The sequence below is a fragment of the Brevundimonas sp. genome (assembly GCF_046295595.1).
GTDB lineage: Bacteria > Pseudomonadota > Alphaproteobacteria > Caulobacterales > Caulobacteraceae > Brevundimonas.
This window is the reverse complement of record NZ_JBKBMX010000001.1, coordinates 160,771-177,257: the sequence shown is the minus strand read 5'-3', so window position 1 is coordinate 177,257 and position 16,487 is coordinate 160,771. Positions and strand designations below refer to the sequence as shown.

Below are 16,487 nucleotides of genomic sequence, written 5' to 3'. Positions count from 1 at the left end.
GTTGATTCTGATAATCATTCGCAGTAATTGCCCCGCTCCTTTCCCAGCGGGGCTTTTGACATGCGCACTCTCCTCCTCTCCACCGGGCTCGCCGCCCTCCTCGCCGCCGCCGGCCCGGCCATGGCCGGGGACCCCTCGACCGACCCCGGCGCCGATCCGACCCAGCTGCCGCCGGTCACCGTCCTGGCCACCCGCAGCGAGGGCCGCGCCGACGAGGCCCCGGCCACGGTCACCGTCTTCACCGCCGAACAGATCGAGGCGATGCTGGCGACCGACATCAAGGACCTGATCCGCTTCGAGCCGGGCGTCAGCGTCGTCAGCCAGCCGTCCCGCTTCGGCGCCGCCCTCGGCACGACCGGCCGGGCCGGCAATGAGGGCTTCACCATCCGCGGCCTCGGCGGCGACCGGGTGCTGATGGTGGTCGACGGCGTCCGCGTCCCCGACGGCTTCGTCTTCGGCGCCCAGAGCGTCGGCCGCGGCGGCTACGCCGATCTCGACCTGATGAAGTCGGTCGAGATCCTGCGCGGCCCCGCCTCGGCCCTGTACGGCTCCGACGGCGTCGCCGGCGCCGTCGCCTTCACCACCAAGGACCCCGCCGACCTGCTGCGGTCGGGCGAGTCCTTCGGCGCCCGCGCCCGGGTCGGCTACAATTCGGCCGACGAGGGGGTGACGACCTCGGCCATGGTCGCCGGCCGCTCGGGCGCCCTGTCCGGCCTGCTGGCCTGGACCGGCCGCGACAGCCGCGAGACGGAGACGCAAGCGACCGTCGGCGGCGTCGGCGGCGCCCGCACCATGGCCAATCCGCAGGAGACCCGTTCAGACGCCCTCCTGCTCAAGGGCGTCTGGGACATCGCCCCCGGCCACAGCCTGCGCGCCGGCTACGACTCGTACGAGAGCAACACCACCGCCGACGTGCTGAGCGGCCGCACCGCCTCGGTGCTGGCGCTGCTGGCCGACGACGAGACCCGCCGCAGCGGCTGGAACCTCGGCTGGCGCGGCGGCCGGGTCCTCGGCCTCGACCGCGCCCAGGCCAGCGTCTACGCCCAGCAGGCCGAGACCCGCCAGTTCACCTTCGAGGACCGCAACCCGGCGATCGACCGCACCCGCGACAACAGCTTTGACAATGAGGTCCTCGGCTTCGCCGCCGACGCGGTGAAGACCCTCGGCGCCCACCGCCTGACCTTCGGCGGCGACGCGTCGGAGACGACCCAGCAGGGCGTCCGCGACGGCACGGTCCCGCCGATGGGCGAGACCTTCCCGACCAGCGCCTTCCCCAGGACCGACTACACCCTCGCCGGCCTGTTCGTGCAGGACGAGATCGGCCTGATGAATGGCGCACTGAAGATCATTCCGGCCATCCGCTGGGACCGCTACGACCTGTCCACCGCCGACGACCCGCTGTACCCCGGCGCCCGCGCCGACCAGTCCGGCGACCACGTCTCGCCCAAGCTGGGCGTGGTCTGGCAGGCGACCGAAACCGTCCAGCTGTTCGGCAACTGGGCCGCGGGCTTCAAGGCCCCCACCCCCAGCCAGGTGAACCAGTTCTTCTCCAACGCCGCCTTCGGTTACGTCTCCAGCCCCAACCCGAACCTGAAGCCCGAAACCAGCCGCAGCCTCGAAATCGGCGCCCGCCTGCGCGACATCGACCTCATCGGCGGCCGGTTCTCTGGCCAGCTGGTCGGCTTTCGCTCGGACTATGAGGACTTCATCAGCCAGCAGGTGGTGTCGGGATCCTTCACCCCGGCCGACCCGGCGGTGTTCCAGTTCGTCAACTTCACCGATGTCGAGATTTCGGGCGTCGAGGCCAAGGCCGACCTGTGGTGGGACAATGGCGTCAGCGCCCGCTTCGCCGCCGCCTGGGCCGAGGGCGACACGACCAGCGCCGGGGTGACCACCGCTTTGCCGACCATCGACCCGGTCAAGGTCGTCCTCGGTCTCGGCTTTGACGAGCCGGCCGGCCGCTTCGGTGGCCAGGCCATCGTCACCTGGTCGCAGGCGAAGGACCCGTCCGACACCGACGGTCTGTCCTGCTTCAACGCCGATCCCGCCCTCGGCTGCGCCGTCGGCGACGACTTCGCCCTGCTGGACCTGACCGCATACTGGAACGTCAACGACAGGGTCACCGCCCGCGTCGGCCTCTTCAACGTCTTCGACGAAACCTACAGCTGGTGGAGCGACGTGCGCGGCGTGGCGGCGACCTCCGCCGTGCTGGATGCCTACACCCAGCCGGGCCGGAACGTCGGCCTCTCCCTCGCCTTGCGCTACTGATCACACAGGACGATAACGAGAATGACTCGCATTATGGATCGCAACATGCCCCGCGCCTTCGTCATCGCCGCCGCCCTGCTGGTCGCCCAGCCGGTGCTGGCCCAGACCCCCGCCGCGACCGCGCCGGCCGAGGCCCCCGCCTCGCAATTCCAGCGCGATCGCCAGTCGATCCTTACCCAGGCCGGCCAGTGGCGCGTCCGCTTCGACATGCGCGAGAACGTCAGCTTCCGCGAAGGCTATGAGCCGCTGGAGGAGAAGCTGTCGGCCGGCGACGAGATCGTCCGCGTCGTCTACGACGACGGCGACCGCATCAGCCTGCAGCACATCCTCGTCATGGGCGACGACGCGGGCAATCACTTCGTCGTCAAGCATTGGCGCCAGGACTGGGTGTTCGAGCCCGAAACGGTGCTGACCTACGCCGGCCCCAACCGCTGGACCCTGACCCCCGTCGACGCGGACCAGCGCCGCGGGGCCTGGGCCCAGACCGTCTGGCAGACCGACGACAGTCCCCGGTACGGCGGCGTCGGCCGCTGGTCCTACGATCACGGCGTCGCCGAATGGACCGGCGCCCCGACCTGGCGTCCGCTGGCCCGGCGCGACGCCGTGCGCGATCCGGTCTACGACCGCTACCTCGGGACCAACCGCCACGCCCTGACCCCGGTCGGCTGGGTCCATCTGCAGGACAATGTGAAGATGGGCCCGTCCGGGGGCGACGACGGCGATCTGACCGCCATCGTCCAGGAGGATGTGATCAACACCTACCGCAAGGTCGACACCTATGACCCGACGCCCGGCGACGCCTACTGGGCCGCGACGAAGGACTACTGGGCCGGCGTCCGCGCCGCCTGGGACGAGGCCATCGTCGCCTCGGGCGGCCTGTATCTCGAGGAAGAAGCCAACCGCGGCGCCGTCACCGGCAAGCCGCTGATGGACTGGGCCGTCGAGGTGCAGGACGGCAAGCTGACCACCGAAGCCGCCATCGCCGAGGCCCGCGCCCTGATCGCCCGGGCCACGGTCGCCCCCTAGGCCTCGCGCACCAGCCAGCCGCGATAGCGCACCAGCCGCCCGACCAGCGGCGCGGAGATCTCGACGTCGAAGACGAACCGGCCTTCGGCGTCGACCTCCTCATGGGCGACGGTCGACGGCGCGAGGACGAGAGGCAGGGGGATCGGCCCCAGTCGCCAGCCCTCGACCCGATAGACCAGCCGGTCGCCTTCGGGCGTCAGCCGCAGGTCCATGGCGACAGGTCCGAACCGTTCCTCGACGCGCCCGCCTTCACGCGGCCGCGACAGCACGCTGGAGAAGGCGTGGCCGCCAATGCGCCGCCGCCAGATCGAGCGGGTCCCGTCAGCGTCGATGGCGACCTCGGCGGGGCAAGCCGACTGTTGATCCGGAAAGCCGACGATCCGGGCGACCAGGGCCGCCAGCCGGCCGTCCGCCCCGCCGGTGCTCGCCTCGCCGCGCCAGAGCGAGCGACCCGGCGTCTCGTGCAGCGCCCGGATCGCGGCGGGAAGTCCGTCGAAGGCAGGGCCGATGGCGCGGGCGTAGGGGGCGCCGCGCTCGACGACGATCTCCGTCGCCAGACCGTGCGGCGCCATCTCCGCGACGATGGCCTCCAGGGTCAGTTCCCCGACGCAGGCCCGCGCCCCGGGCGCGACCCGCCCGGCCGCGATCGCCCGGATCGCCGCCAGCGCCGGCAGGCTGGGCGTCACCGGCCCCTCGCCCGGCTCGGCGACCAGCCGCCAGACCGCCCGCGCCGCGCGCCCGTCTTCATCGACGCCCCAAGCCTCCACCCGCATCGCGCCCCGGTCTGAACCGAATGGAGCCGCCCATCCCGACAGACGGACCAACAGCCCCGCCAGCGGGACCGGGTCGCAGCGGAGCAGGCTGACCAGCCGGCCCAGCACCCACGCCCCCGCATGCGTCGGCCACGGCTCGAGCCCGGCCAGAAACAGGGCCCGTTCGCGCGGCTGGAAGCGCGCCCGGAACAGGTCGAGGTCCGGCGTCTCGCACAGTGACACCCGCCGCCGCCCGGCGCGGCCGAAGTCGCGGCGATACAGCCCGCTCCAGCCCGCTCGCGTCGTCCACTCGCCGCCGTCGAACACCCTCACCGGCCGTCCCAGCCACGAAAGGATGGCCCGCATCACCGACAGCCCCCGCGGCGCCCGCGCCCCGGGGGAGATCGCCGCCTCGACCCAGACCACCTCGCGCCAACCGGCCGTCAGCCGGTCCAGCACCGCGTTCGACAGCGCCGGAGTCGAACTGCACCCGGTCAGGGCGACCACGCCGGCCGCCTTCGCCGCCGCGTCCAGCGCCGGGAACGCCGCCACGAAATCCCGCCCGTCAGCGAGATCGACATAGTGCAGGCCAGCGGCGATGGCGGCGCGGGCCGTGGCTGGCTCCGCGCCCTGAAACGGTCCCGCCGCGTCGGCGACGAGGACCGCGCCGGTCGCAAGCAGGTCTCCCGGCGTCACGGTCGCCGTATCCAGCGCCGCCGCCTCGACCACGGCGCCCGGGAACGCGCGCCTCAACCGCGCGGCGACGGCGTCCGCCCGACCCGCATCGCGCCCCGCCGCCACGACCTCGAAGCCTTGGCGCAGCAGGCCCTCGCACAGCCGCGCCCCAAACACCCCGCCGGCCCCGACCACCAGCACCCGGGTCATGACACGAACCGCGCCCGGTCCTCGGCCGAGGGGACCATGCAGACCTCGGTCCGTCCGAAGATGCGGTAGCGATGGCGCGCGATCAGGTCATAGACCGGGTCGCGGATCGCCCTGGGCACGGCCTTCAGCCCCGCCAGGGGCCGCGTCCCGTCCAGTTCGCCCAGTACCGTAAGGGCTGCGTCCGACTTGAACCAGGCCTGTCCGTTCCAGATCACGGCGTTGGTCTGGGGCGCCTCGGGGTCGATGCCGAACCTCACGGCCAGCGCCTGCCCGCGCTCCGACTGGATCGGCGCGAAGGTGAAGCGGGCCTGCGGATCGCGGTCGATGACGAACCGCACCCAGCGCGAACAGAAGACGCAGACCCCGTCGAACAGGATCAGGCCCTCGGGTTCCCCCCTCGCCTCTCGCGGCGACCAGCGGCTCATCGGTGCAAGGCTTTCATCGGTCGAGACTGCGTCCGGTCATGCAGTCGGGCAAGGCGACGTTACGCCGCCGCCACCGCCTCGATCTCGACCAGCCAGTCCTCGTCGAAAATGCCGGTGACGATCACCGTCAGGGCCGGTTGGCGCCCCGCCAACCGGCGCACCCGGACCTCGCGGTTCTCCAGCGCCCAGTCCCGGTCCGACAGGAAGGTCGTCACCTTGACGAGGTTGTCCAGCGTCATGCCGGCGGCGGTCAGCTGGGCCTCGATATTGTCCCAGACTTGTTCGCACTGGGCGGTGAAACCGGCGGCCAGCGAACCGTCGGGCGCGACCGGAATCTGGCCGGACAGAAAGAGCCAGCGGGTCGCACCGATCACCTCGACCGCCTGCGGATACGACCCCTCGACCGGCGGCGAGCCGTCGCCGGTCAGGGGCCGTGTCGAAAGGGTCACCGGGTTAGACTCACTGGCGGGCGGCGTCCGAACGGGCGCGCACCTGGGCGAACTCCGAGGTCGGCTTCCACGCCGGCCAGTCCGCGCTGTTCGCGAGGTCCAGACCCAGGTGATAGAGCAGGGTCAGGTTCTCGACCGCCGAGGTGAAGTCCAGATCGGCCGACCATTCGTCCGACGGCTTGTGGTAGTCGGCGCCGAATTTGGCTTTCCAGGCCGCCTCACCGGCTTCCTTGCCGCCGTCGACCCAGTCCCAGCCGTGCCACGGCATGATCGCCGGCACGCCGGCGCGGGCGAAGGGGAAGTGATCCGAGCGATAGTAGAAGCCCTGCTCCGGCATGCTGTCGTCGGTGACGTAGCGGCCGAGCGGCTCGGCCAGCGCCTGCAGCCGGTCCTCGAGGTCATTCTGGCCCTTGCCGAAGATCGGGATGTCCTTCGTCGAGCCGGACAGCGGCAGCATGTCGATGTTGATGTCGGCCACCGTCGTCTCCAGCGGATAGACGGGATCGGCGGCATAGCCATAGGCGCCCATCAGCCCCATCTCCTCCGCCGCCATATGGGCGAAGACGATCGAGCGCTCGGGCCGCGGGGCGGCGCTCAGCTGGCGCGCCATCTCGACCACGCCGACCGTGCCGGAGGCGTTGTCCCAGGCGCCGTTGAAGATCTTGTCGTCGCCGGGCGTCTCGGGATGCTGCGCCTCGCCGCCGACGTGATCCCAGTGGGCCGAATAGACGATCGTCTCGTTCGGCCGCTCGGTTCCGGGGATGATGGCCAGCAGGTTGTGGGTCACCAGGGTGGTGATCGACTCCTCGGCCTCGACCGACAGGGTGACGCCGTTCAGCGGCACAGCCTTGAAGCCGCCCGTGCCGATCTCGCCCAGCGCTCCCAGGTCCAGGCCCGCGGCGGTCGCCCACTGCAGGGCCACGTCGTGATTGACCGACATGGAGAATTCGAGATCGGCCGCGCCCGGCGCGGTGGGCCGGGCCCGCGCCCCGCCCTGCACCATCCGTTGCCACATCGGCGAGGCGGCAGGCTGGGCGATCAGGGTGATGACGCCGACCGCGCCGCGACGGAAGGCCTCGTCGGCCTTGTACGAGCCGGACTGGTAGTTGGTGCTGTATTCGCCGTTGAACAGCTCGCCCTCGGGCTCGCCCGGGACCACGACCACGACCTTGCCGCGCACGTCGGCGTCGCCGTAGTCGTCCCAGTTCCGCTCGGGCGCGGTGATGCCGTAGCCGACGAACACGACGGGCGCATTGGCGATCGAGGCCTTGCCGTCATTGGTCGCGGCCCGGACCACGACGTCCGTTCCGACGGTCAGCGGATGGACCGTCCCGTCCGGTCCGGTCCAGCTGGCGGTGGCGGCGACGGGGGTGAAGCGCTTCAGCTCCACCGGCTGCAGCCACTGGCCGTTCGGCCCGCCCGGCTGCAGGCCCATGGCCTCGTACTGCGCCTGAAGCCAGGCCAGGGTCATGCGCTCGCCGTCGGTGCCGGGATAGCGGCCCTGATAGGAGTCGTCGCTGATGGTGCGGATATCCTGGCTGATCCGCTCGGCCGAGAAATCCTGCGCCAGGGCCGAACCGGCGGCCAGAAGCAGGGCGGCGGCGGCGACGCCGCTGGTGAATGCACGAAACATATAGTCAGGCTCCATCCCGATTGTGGACGCACTCTAGGGCGACCCCGCCGGGCCGCCCATTAAGTTTTCGTCATATGTCTAGCGGCGCGCCGCCGCGCTGGCCGCCCTCGCCGGACCGAACTCCGAGCCCGGCTTCCAGCCCGGCCAGTCGCGGCTGTTCGCCAGATCACGGCCGATCCACAGCGCCACGTCCATATCCTCGATCTGCCCGGCGAGATCCCAGTCGGCCGACCATTCGTCGTCGGCCTGGTGATAGCGCTTCGCGCCGTACTCGTTCCGCGCGGCCTCGCGCGGTTCGACCGGGGCGTCGCGGAAATCGCCGCTGCCCTCGGCATAGGCCATCGGCACCCCGCGCTTGGCCAGCGGGAAGTGGTCGCTGCGGAAATAGCTGCCGGCGGCCGGATTGGCGTCGGGCTCGATCCCGCGCCCCTGCCGCGCGGCGGCCGCGGCCAGCCGCTCGTCCAGCTCGGACTGGCCATGGCCGACGACGCCGAGACTGGCGACCCGGCCATAGACGTTCATCGCGTCCATGTTGAAGCCCGCCACCGTGGTCTCCAGCGGCCAGACCGGATTGGCGGCGTAGTATTCCGAACCCAGCAGCCCGCTCTCCTCGGCGGTGAAGCTGATCATCACGATCGACCGCTCCGGGCGCGGTCCGGCGGCCCAGACGCGGGCCAGCTCCAGCAGGGCGGCGGTGCCGGTGGCGTTGTCGACCGCCCCGTTGAAGATGGCGTCGCCATTGGCGTCAGGCTCGCCGACGCCGATGTGGTCCCAGTGGGCCGTATACAGAATGGTCTCGTCCGGATGCGTCGTCCCCGGCAGCCGGGCCAGCACATTGCGCGTCACGATCTGGCTGGTCGCCACGTCGAAGGAACTGCTGAAGGTCGCGCCGGGCAGTTCGACCGGCCGGAAGTCGCGGCTGCGCGCCCGGGCCTTCAGCGCGTCGAAATCCAGCCCCGCGGCGCGGAACAGGTCGACGGCGACATCGCGCTGGATCCAGCTCTCGACCGCCACGCGTTCGGCCGCCGCGTTCTCGCGCACGATGTCGAACTGCGGCCCCGACCAGCTGTTGGTCACCGTGGCCCAGCCATAGGAGGCCGGGGCGGTTTCGTGGACGATGATCACCCCCGCCGCCCCGCGCCGCGCCGCCTCTTCGTACTTGTAGGTCCAGCGGCCGTAGTAGGTCATCGCCCGGCCGTTGAAGGTGTCCAGTTCCGGCTGTTCGAAATCGGCGTCATTGACCAGCACGACGATGACCTTGCCGCGCACGTCGACGTCCTTGAAGTCGTTCCAGTTCCGCTCCGGCGCGGTGATGCCATAGCCGGCGAAGACCAGCGGCGCGTCGTTCAGCGCGACGGCCTCGCCCGGCAGCCGGGTCGACACGACGATCTGCTGTCCCTGGGTCAGCGGCACCGTCTCCCCGCCGACCTCGAAACGGGCCTCGACGGCCGAGGCGGTGAAGCGGTTCAGCGTCACGGCCTGGGTCCATGTGCCGTTCTCGCCGCCTGGCCGGAAGCCGGCGGCGGCGTATTGCTCGGTCAGATAGCGGACCACCTTGTCCTCGGCCGGCGTGCCGATGCCGCGCCCCTCGAAGCTGTCGTCCGACAGCACCCGGGCGTGCTCCAGCAGGCGCGCGGCGTCGAACGCGGCGGGCCCGACAGGGGACCCGGGGGCCTCGCCCACCGTGCCGCAGGCGGTGAGCAGGGCGCCGGCGGCGAGCGCGGCGACAGTCGAAAGGAGACGCATGAACAGGAACACCCTCAGCCGGAAAACAGACCCGGCGGGACGTTAGGCGGTGCGTCCGCCCCTGTCGATCACGGTACGACCGGATCGGCCGCCGGCCAGCCCGTGTCGCCGCGACGGCGCAGCCGCAGCTCGATCACCCGCATCGGCTCGCGATCCGGCAGGACGAAGTCCCCGGTCTCGACCCATTCGCCGTCCCTGTGGGTCGTGACATAGTCCATCCGGCCGCCCCGGCTCGGCGTCGACCATCGGAACCCGTCGGCCGTCGCCTCCAGCGGAAAGTCCGCCGCCATGCCGTTGGCCCAGGAGCGCATCGTGTAGCGATCGGTCGCATCGTCCCACGACACCACGGCGAAGGCGTTGAACGAGACCTCCCCGTCCGCCTCGATCGTGCGCCCCTCGATCACCTTGATCGAGCCGCCGACCATCGGGCCGATCCGCTCGGTGTGGCTGTGCGTGGTGGTGCGGCCGGGGCCGGCGTAGACCGAGGCCGTGCCGGTCCACTCGCCGTCCATCCACGACAGCCGCCGCATGGCGTCGCGCTGCTCCTGGCTGCCAGCGGGCCGCAGCTCCTGAGCCACCGTGGCCGTGGTCAGTCCGACCGACAGGACGGCGGCGGCCGCCATCAGTGAAATCCGAAACGCCTTCCGCATCACCCGGCCTCCCCTTGTGTGCTTTGCGTTATAAAGTTCTTTTCGCTGCCTGACAAGCAGGCACGAAAAACCCGCCGGCGCTGAGGCCCCGGCGGGTCGATGGTCTCACGAAAAGGCGGAGGCCTAGTGGGCGACGCCCTTCCAGATGCGGCGGTAGCTGACATAGGTCACGCCGGCGAACAGCAGCAGGAAGATCAGCACCCCGACGCCCGACTGCTTGCGCTGGACCTGCTTCGGATCCGAGGCCCAGGCGATGAAGGCGGCGACGTCCTTGGCATATTGGTCCACCGTCTGCGCCGTGCCGTCGTCATAGGTCACCTGACCGTCCGCCAGCGGCGGCGGCATGGCGATGAAGCCGCCCGGCGGCACATGGGCGCCTTCCGGCACGAACGGCGTCAGGTCGCCGGCCATATAGGGGTTGTAGTACTGGCCCGGCCGGATCTCGAGGCCGGCCGGAGCCGCCTGGTAGCCCGACAGCAGCGAGTAGATGTAGTTGGCCCCGTCGTGACGCGCCTTGGCCATGACCGACAGGTCGGGCGGGAAGGCGCCGCCGTTGCCCGCCGCGGCGGCCGTGGCGTTCGGATACGGATTGGGGAAGCGGTCGGCCGGGACGGCGTCGCGCATGATCGCCTCGCCGGTCTCGCTGTCGATGTCCGGCACCTGGGCCTCGGCGGCCAGCGCCTTGACGAAGCGGTTCTCGGCCGGATTGATCTGGTGCGAGTCGTAGAACGGCCCGCCCGGCTCGGCCAAGGTGCGGAAATACATCAGGTCCATGCCGTGGCACGAGGCGCAGACCTCGCGATAGACCTTGTAGCCGCGCTGCAGCTGGGCCTGATCAAAGGTCCCGAACGGGCCCTCGAAGCTGAAGCCGCCCTTGCGCGGGTGTTTGGCCTCGCCGGCCGCAAGGGCCGGCTGGACGGCGGCGAAGCTCAGGCCGGCCGCCACGGCGATCAGGACCAGGGTCTTTTTCATCGAGCGGATGTTCGTCTGGAGGGTCATGGTCGGTCTCAGCCCTTGTGCTCGATCGAGGCCGCGCCGAGCGGAGCGTCCACGGTGGGCAGAACCGGTTCGGAGATGGTTGCAGGGATCGGCAGCGGGGTCTCGCGCAGACCGAGGACCGGCATGATCACGAGGAAGAAGGCGAAGTAGTAGAGCGTCAGGAAACGCGTCAGCCACAGATAGCTGTTCAGGTCCCCGTCGATCAGGATGAAGGTCTGGAACGAGCCGATCACGGGCGCGTCCGGCAGCTGGGCGCCGCACCAGCCGAGGCCGAGGCCGACGATGACGAAGAAGATGAAGAAGGTCCGCATCGTCGGGCGGTAGCGCATCGAACGCACCTTCGACGTGTCCAGCCACGGCAGGACGAACAGCACTCCGATCGCCGCGAACATCGCCACCACGCCGCCGAACTTGTCGGGGATGGCGCGCAGGATCGCGTAGAACGGCAGCATGTACCACTCGGGCACAATGTGCGCCGGCGTCTGCAGCGGGTTGGCCGGAATATAGTTGTCGGCGTGGCCCAGGGCGTTCGGCATGAAGAAGACGAACAGGGCGAACAGGATCAGGAACAGGATGATGGCGAAGCCGTCCTTGACCGTGAAATACGGGTGGAACGGCACCGTGTCCTTGGCCAGGCGGTCCTTCGGGATCAGGATCCCGACCGGATTGTTCTGACCCGCGTGGTGCAGGGCCCACAGGTGCAGCACGACGCAGCCGGCGATGACGAACGGCAGCAGATAGTGCAGCGAGAAGAAGCGGTTCAGCGTGGCGTTGTCGATCGCCGGACCGCCGCGCAGCCAGATCAGGATCGGCTCGCCGACGACCGGGACCGCCCCGATCAGATTGGTGATGACCTCGGCGCCCCAGAAGGACATCTGGCCCCACGGCAGGACGTAGCCGAGGAAGGCGGTGGCGATCATCAGGAAGAAGATCACGCAGCCGACGATCCAGATCATCTCGCGCGGCGCCTTGTACGAGCCGTAGTAAAGGCCGCGCAGCATGTGGATGTAGACCGCGATGAAGAACATCGAGGCCCCGTTGGCGTGGGTGTAGCGGATGATGTCGCCGCCCGGCACGTCACGCATGATGCGCTCGACCGAGGCGAAGGCCAGTTCGGTGTTCGGCACATAGTGCATGGCCAGGATGACGCCCGAGGCGATCTGCACCACGAGGCACAGCGCCAGAATGCCGCCGAAGGTCCACCAGTAGTTGAGGTTCCTCGGGGTCGGCAGCGACATATAGTCAGCGCCGAAGCGGACGATCGGCAGCCGGCTGTCGAGCCATTTCTCGACGCCGGTCTTGGGGACGTAGGTGGATTCGTGATCGCTCATCGTTCTCTTGCCCGTCCTCAGCCGATTTTCACGCGGGTGTCGGACACGTATTCATAGGTCGGCACGACCAGGTTCGTCGGCGCCGGCCCTTTGCGGATACGGCCCGAGGTGTCGTAGTGCGAGCCGTGGCAGGGGCAGAACCACCCGCCGAAATCGCCCGCCCCGAAGGTCGGCACGCAGCCCAAGTGGGTGCACGAGCCGATCACGACCAGATACTGCTGGTGACCCGCCTTGACGCGCTCGGCGTCGGGCTGCGGATCCTTCAGGCCGGAGCGGTCGTCGGCGCGCGCGCGCTCGATCTCGGCCGGGGTGCGATAGCGCACGAACACCGGCTTGCCCTGCCATTTGATGACGACCTGCTGGCCCTCCTGGACCTTGGTCAGGTCGAACTCGATGGTCGACAGCGCCAGGGTGTCGGCGGCCGGGTTCATCGAGTTGATCAGCGGCCATACGACCATGGCCCCGGCCCCCACCGCCGCGGCGCCGGCCGCGATGTGGATGAAGTCTCTACGATTGGGATCCTGATAGGTCAGGTCGCCCTGGTCTGCAGCCACCGATTCGTCTCCTGAGCCGTTGGCGGCGTCGCCCTCGGGCGCGCCGTCTCAACGCTGTCGTTCCTTTAGCGAAATCCCCGTTAGCTGGCCCGGCCCGGCTTTGCGGCGCATCGCCGCAAGTCGCTGCCGCCTCTTGAGAAACGGTCGCAATTCGAGCCGCGACAAGCCCCCGGGCCACGCGTATGAGGGCCTTAGAATGCGTCTCGCCCTTTTTCAACCGGCCATTCCGCAGAACGTCGGCGCCTGCATCCGCCTGGGCGCCTGTTTCGGCGTTGAATTGCATATCATCGAACCCACCGGCTTCCGCCTCGACGACCGGGCGATGAAGCGCGCCGCGCTGGACTACGGCCCGTTGGGGCACATGATCCGCCACCCCGGCTGGGACGAGTTCCGGCGCGATCGCGGGCCGGGCCGGCTGATCCTGTTCACGACGAAGGGGGCGACGCCGCTCGACGCCTTCCGTTTCCAGCCGGACGACACCCTGCTGTTCGGCAGCGAGAGCACCGGCGCGCCGGACTTCGTCCATGACGCCGCCGACGCCCGGGTGGTGATTCCCCTGCGGCCGGAAGCCCGCTCGCTGAACCTGTCGGTCAGCGCCGGCATCGCCCTGTGGGAAGGGCTGCGGCAGACCCGGGTCTAGGCGAACACCGTCAGCGCCGCGTGCTGCAACAGGATGACCGTCTTGGCGTCGCGGATGCGGCCGTCGGCCACCTGCGCCATGGCCTCGTCGAAGGCCAGTTCGACCACATCGATCTCCTCCCCCTCGCCTTCCAGCCCCCCACCGGCGCCGATCCGCATCGAGGCGTCATATTCGCCGACGAACAGGTGCAGCCGCTCCGTCACCGAGCCGGGGCTCATGAAGCAGTCGAAGACCTTGCGGATGTCGCCGAGACGGTAGCCGATCTCCTCCTCGACCTCGGCGCGGATGCGGGCCTCCGGGTCGGCCTTGTCCAGCAGACCGGCCGGAGCCTCCGTCAAAAGGTCGTCATGGCCGTTGGAGAAGGCGGGATAGCGAAACTGGCGCGTCAGGATCACCGTCCGCGTCGCCAGATTATAGGGCAGCAGCGCGACCCCGTCGCCGCGGTCGTAGGCCTCCCGTTCCTGGGTCTGCCACTGTCCGTCGTTGCGCCGCCAGTCGAACGTGGCCTTGCGCAGGATGTACCAGTTGTCAGACAGCACCTTGATCTCGCGGACGCGGACCCGATCGGCGACGGACCCGCTCACTCCGGCGCCCCGGCCTCTGGCAGCTTCGCCAGGTTCGGCCGGTCGCCGCCCTTCGCCGCCGCCGCCGCCTCGACCGCGCGCATGACCCGCAGTACATTCTCCCCCGCCAGCTTGCGGATGTCCGCCTCGCTCCAGCCGTTCGCCATCAAGGCGGCGAGGATGCGCGGATAGGCGTCCACCCCCTCGACGCCCTCGGGCAGGCGGCCGACGCCGTCGAAGTCGCCGCCGATGCCGACGTGATCGATCCCGGCGACGTCGCGGACGTGCTGGATGTGGGCGACGACGTGCTGCAGCGTGGTGGCCGGGCGCGGGTTGGCCTCGACCCAGGCCAGGATCGCCGGGTCGGGCTCGGCGGCGTTGAGGTCCACGCCGAGACGCTCGCCCTCCGCCGTGACCGCCTTGATCCAGTCGTTGTCGGCCGCATTCACGAAGCCGGGCACGAAGGTGACCATCACCACCCCGCCGTCCTCGGCCATCTGACGCAGCACCGCGTCGGGCACATTGCGCGGATGGTCGGTCACCGCCCGCGCCGACGAGTGGGAGAAGATCACTGGCGCCTCCGACACCCGCATGGCGTCCAGCATCGTCTCCTCCGAGACGTGGCTCAGATCGACCATCATGCCGATCCGGTTCATCTCGCGGACCACCTCTTCGCCGAACGCATTCAGCCCGCCCCATTTCGGCGCGTCGGTGGCGCTGTCGGCCCATGAGGTCGTCTTTGAGTGGGTCAGCGTCATATAGCGCGACCCCGCGTCATGGAACTCGCGCAGCAGGCCCAGCGAGTCGTCGATCGAATAGCCGCCCTCCATGCCGATCAGCGAGGCGATCTTGCCGCCGGCGTGGATGCGCTCGACGTCATCGGCGGTCGTCGCCAGTTCAAAGACGTCGGGATGGGCGGCGACCAGCCGCTTGACCGTGTCGATCTGTTCGAAGGTCGCCTTGGCCGCCTCGACCGGCTCCAGGCTGGCCGGGACATAGACCGACCAGAACTGTCCGCCGACGCCGCCGGCGCGCAGGCGCGGAATGTCGGTGTGCAGCGCCGTCGAGGCGTCCAGATTGGTGGTCAGATCGACCGCATGGGGGTCGTTGCCGTGCTGCTGGCGCAGGGCCCAGGGCAGGTCGTTGTGGCCGTCGATCAGGGGCGTCCGCTCAAGGATCCGCCGCGCCGCGGCCTCGTCCTGGGCGGCTGCGGGAGCGGCCGTCGCCAGCACGGCGACGGTGGACAGAAGAACGGCGCGGATCATGAAGGCCTCCCGATGATGATGGCGGACAGTGGCAGACCGGGCTCTCGCGTCAACGGCGGACCACCACTGACGCGGCCGGTGTCGGCGACAGGCGTGACGCCCGGTCGCTGCGCTGCAAATCCGCCGCCCGCCATCACAATCTGCGGGCTCAAGCTACTGGAATTCTTACGCCGACCCTCGGCCCCAGCGTCATGAACCCGCCGCAGGAACCGCCGGGTTTATACTGACCAGCCTGCAAGCGACGCCCGGCCTTTGACAATCGAATCTACCCGCGAACGCCCATCGGACGATCTGGACTATCTGGACGGTGTTTTTCGGTTTTACCCGGGTAAATCTTCGGGCCGGGCGCATTGGCCCGCCGCCGCTACGCGCAACGAACGGCCGGGCTTCACCCCCGCGGACGGACGGCCTAGAGGAGCCGCATGACCGACGCCTCCGATCCCCTCGCCCGACACAAGACCGAGGCCCGCGCCTGGTTCGAAACCCTGCGCGACCGGATCCATTCGGCCTTCGAGGCGCTGGAGGACGCGGCCCCGGCCGAGCTCTTCCCCGGAGAACCGGGGCGCTTCGTCCGCACCCCGTGGGATCGGCCCGAGGGCGGCGGCGGCGTCATGGGCATGATGCACGGCCGCCTGTTCGAAAAGGTCGGCGTCCACGTCTCGACCGTGCACGGGACCTTCCCCGCCGACTATGCCAGGGGCGTGCCGGGCGCCGCCGAGGACCCGCGCTTCTTCGCCACCGGCATCAGCCTGATCGCCCACCCGGTCAGCCCCCGCGTCCCGGCCGTTCACATGAACACCCGCTTCATCGCCACGACCAGGGGCTGGTTCGGCGGCGGCGCCGACCTGACCCCGGTGCTCGGGTTCGACCGGCGTCAGGACCATCCCGACACCCTGGCCTTCCACGCCGCCATGAAGGCCGCCTGCGACGCCCACGACCCGGAATGGCACGCGAGGTTCAAGGCGTGGTGCGACGAGTATTTCTTCCTGCCCCACCGCAACGAGCATCGCGGCACCGGCGGGATCTTCTACGACCATCTGGACAGCGGCGACCGGGCCCGCGACTTCGCCTTCACCCGCGACGTCGGCGAGGCGTTCCTGCAGGTCTATCCGCAGATCGTCGCCCGCCGCATGGCCGAGCCGTGGACGGCGGACGAGCGCGAGGAACAGCTGATCCGTCGCGGCCGCTACGTCGAGTTCAACCTGCTGTACGACCGCGGCACCATGTTCGGGCTCAAGACCGGCGGCAATGTCGAGTCGATCCTCAGTTCAATGCCGCCCGTGGTGAAGTGGCCCTGAGGC

15 protein-coding genes are annotated in these 16,487 nt (G+C 69.8%); 4 read left to right on the top strand and 11 right to left on the bottom strand.

Translation table 11 applies throughout. The features are described from left to right. The first annotated feature begins 60 nt into the window (after nucleotides 1–60). Entirely contained in the window at nucleotides 61–2,268 is a 2,208-nt protein-coding gene (locus ACK4JY_RS00860) for a TonB-dependent hemoglobin/transferrin/lactoferrin family receptor (protein WP_409602232.1), read from the top strand. Between the two features lie 21 nt (nucleotides 2,269–2,289). Beyond that, nucleotides 2,290–3,294 (top strand): DUF6607 family protein, encoded by a 1,005-nt coding sequence (locus tag ACK4JY_RS00855; RefSeq protein ID WP_409602230.1) that lies wholly within the window; start codon nucleotides 2,290–2,292, stop codon nucleotides 3,292–3,294. Here the strand turns inward: ACK4JY_RS00855 and ACK4JY_RS00850 are convergent. From ACK4JY_RS00850 to petA, 9 genes are all read right to left on the bottom strand, one after another. Then, on the bottom strand, nucleotides 3,291–4,931 hold the full coding sequence (locus tag ACK4JY_RS00850) for a DUF4166 domain-containing protein (protein ID WP_409602228.1): 1,641 nt from the start codon (nucleotides 4,929–4,931) through the stop codon (nucleotides 3,291–3,293). The two genes, ACK4JY_RS00855 and ACK4JY_RS00850, sit on opposite strands and share 4 nt — an antisense overlap. Beyond that, nucleotides 4,928–5,356 carry a thiol-disulfide oxidoreductase DCC family protein gene (locus ACK4JY_RS00845; RefSeq protein WP_409602226.1) on the bottom strand — a complete coding sequence of 143 codons (429 nt, stop codon included), beginning with the start codon at nucleotides 5,354–5,356 and terminating at the stop codon, nucleotides 4,928–4,930. The genes ACK4JY_RS00850 and ACK4JY_RS00845 overlap by 4 nt, the downstream gene beginning before the upstream one ends. A gap of 59 nt (nucleotides 5,357–5,415) precedes the next feature. Further along, a complete protein-coding gene (locus ACK4JY_RS00840; protein WP_409602224.1) occupies nucleotides 5,416–5,805 on the bottom strand; it encodes a RidA family protein in 390 nt (129 codons plus the stop codon). A gap of 10 nt (nucleotides 5,806–5,815) precedes the next feature. Then, on the bottom strand, nucleotides 5,816–7,438 hold the full coding sequence (locus ACK4JY_RS00835) for a M28 family peptidase (protein ID WP_409602222.1): 1,623 nt from the start codon (nucleotides 7,436–7,438) through the stop codon (nucleotides 5,816–5,818). Between the two features lie 78 nt (nucleotides 7,439–7,516). Continuing rightward, nucleotides 7,517–9,184: a M28 family metallopeptidase gene (locus ACK4JY_RS00830; protein WP_409602220.1), complete on the bottom strand. Its 1,668-nt coding sequence runs from the start codon at nucleotides 9,182–9,184 to the stop codon at nucleotides 7,517–7,519. A 68-nt stretch (nucleotides 9,185–9,252) separates the two neighbouring features. Next, entirely contained in the window at nucleotides 9,253–9,807 is a 555-nt protein-coding gene (locus tag ACK4JY_RS00825) for a DUF1579 domain-containing protein (protein WP_409602218.1), read from the bottom strand. Nucleotides 9,808–9,957: 150 nt separating this feature from the next. Then, nucleotides 9,958–10,833, bottom strand: a complete 876-nt coding sequence (locus ACK4JY_RS00820) for a cytochrome c1 (protein WP_409602216.1) — start codon at nucleotides 10,831–10,833, stop codon at nucleotides 9,958–9,960. Between the two features lie 8 nt (nucleotides 10,834–10,841). Continuing rightward, nucleotides 10,842–12,164: a cytochrome b gene (locus ACK4JY_RS00815; protein ID WP_409602214.1), complete on the bottom strand. Its 1,323-nt coding sequence runs from the start codon at nucleotides 12,162–12,164 to the stop codon at nucleotides 10,842–10,844. Nucleotides 12,165–12,181: 17 nt separating this feature from the next. Beyond that, nucleotides 12,182–12,718 (bottom strand): ubiquinol-cytochrome c reductase iron-sulfur subunit, encoded by a 537-nt coding sequence (gene petA, locus ACK4JY_RS00810; protein ID WP_409602212.1) that lies wholly within the window; start codon nucleotides 12,716–12,718, stop codon nucleotides 12,182–12,184. A 196-nt stretch (nucleotides 12,719–12,914) separates the two neighbouring features. On the opposite strand from petA, the gene ACK4JY_RS00805 reads away from it, so the two are divergent. Beyond that, entirely contained in the window at nucleotides 12,915–13,358 is a 444-nt protein-coding gene (locus ACK4JY_RS00805; protein WP_409602210.1) for a tRNA (cytidine(34)-2'-O)-methyltransferase, read from the top strand. Here ACK4JY_RS00805 and ACK4JY_RS00800 read toward each other — a convergent pair. Then, on the bottom strand, nucleotides 13,355–13,942 hold the full coding sequence (locus tag ACK4JY_RS00800) for an NUDIX domain-containing protein (protein WP_409602208.1): 588 nt from the start codon (nucleotides 13,940–13,942) through the stop codon (nucleotides 13,355–13,357). The genes ACK4JY_RS00805 and ACK4JY_RS00800 overlap by 4 nt on opposite strands. Next, nucleotides 13,939–15,186, bottom strand: coding sequence for a dipeptidase (locus ACK4JY_RS00795; RefSeq protein WP_409602206.1), 1,248 nt, complete (start codon nucleotides 15,184–15,186; stop codon nucleotides 13,939–13,941). Before ACK4JY_RS00795 ends, ACK4JY_RS00800 begins: the two co-directional genes overlap by 4 nt. 422 nt (nucleotides 15,187–15,608) lie before the next feature. Here ACK4JY_RS00795 and hemF point away from each other — a divergent pair, with 422 nt between their 5' ends. Further along, on the top strand, nucleotides 15,609–16,484 hold the full coding sequence (gene hemF, locus ACK4JY_RS00790; RefSeq protein ID WP_409602204.1) for an oxygen-dependent coproporphyrinogen oxidase: 876 nt from the start codon (nucleotides 15,609–15,611) through the stop codon (nucleotides 16,482–16,484). Nucleotides 16,485–16,487: the final 3 nt, after the last annotated feature.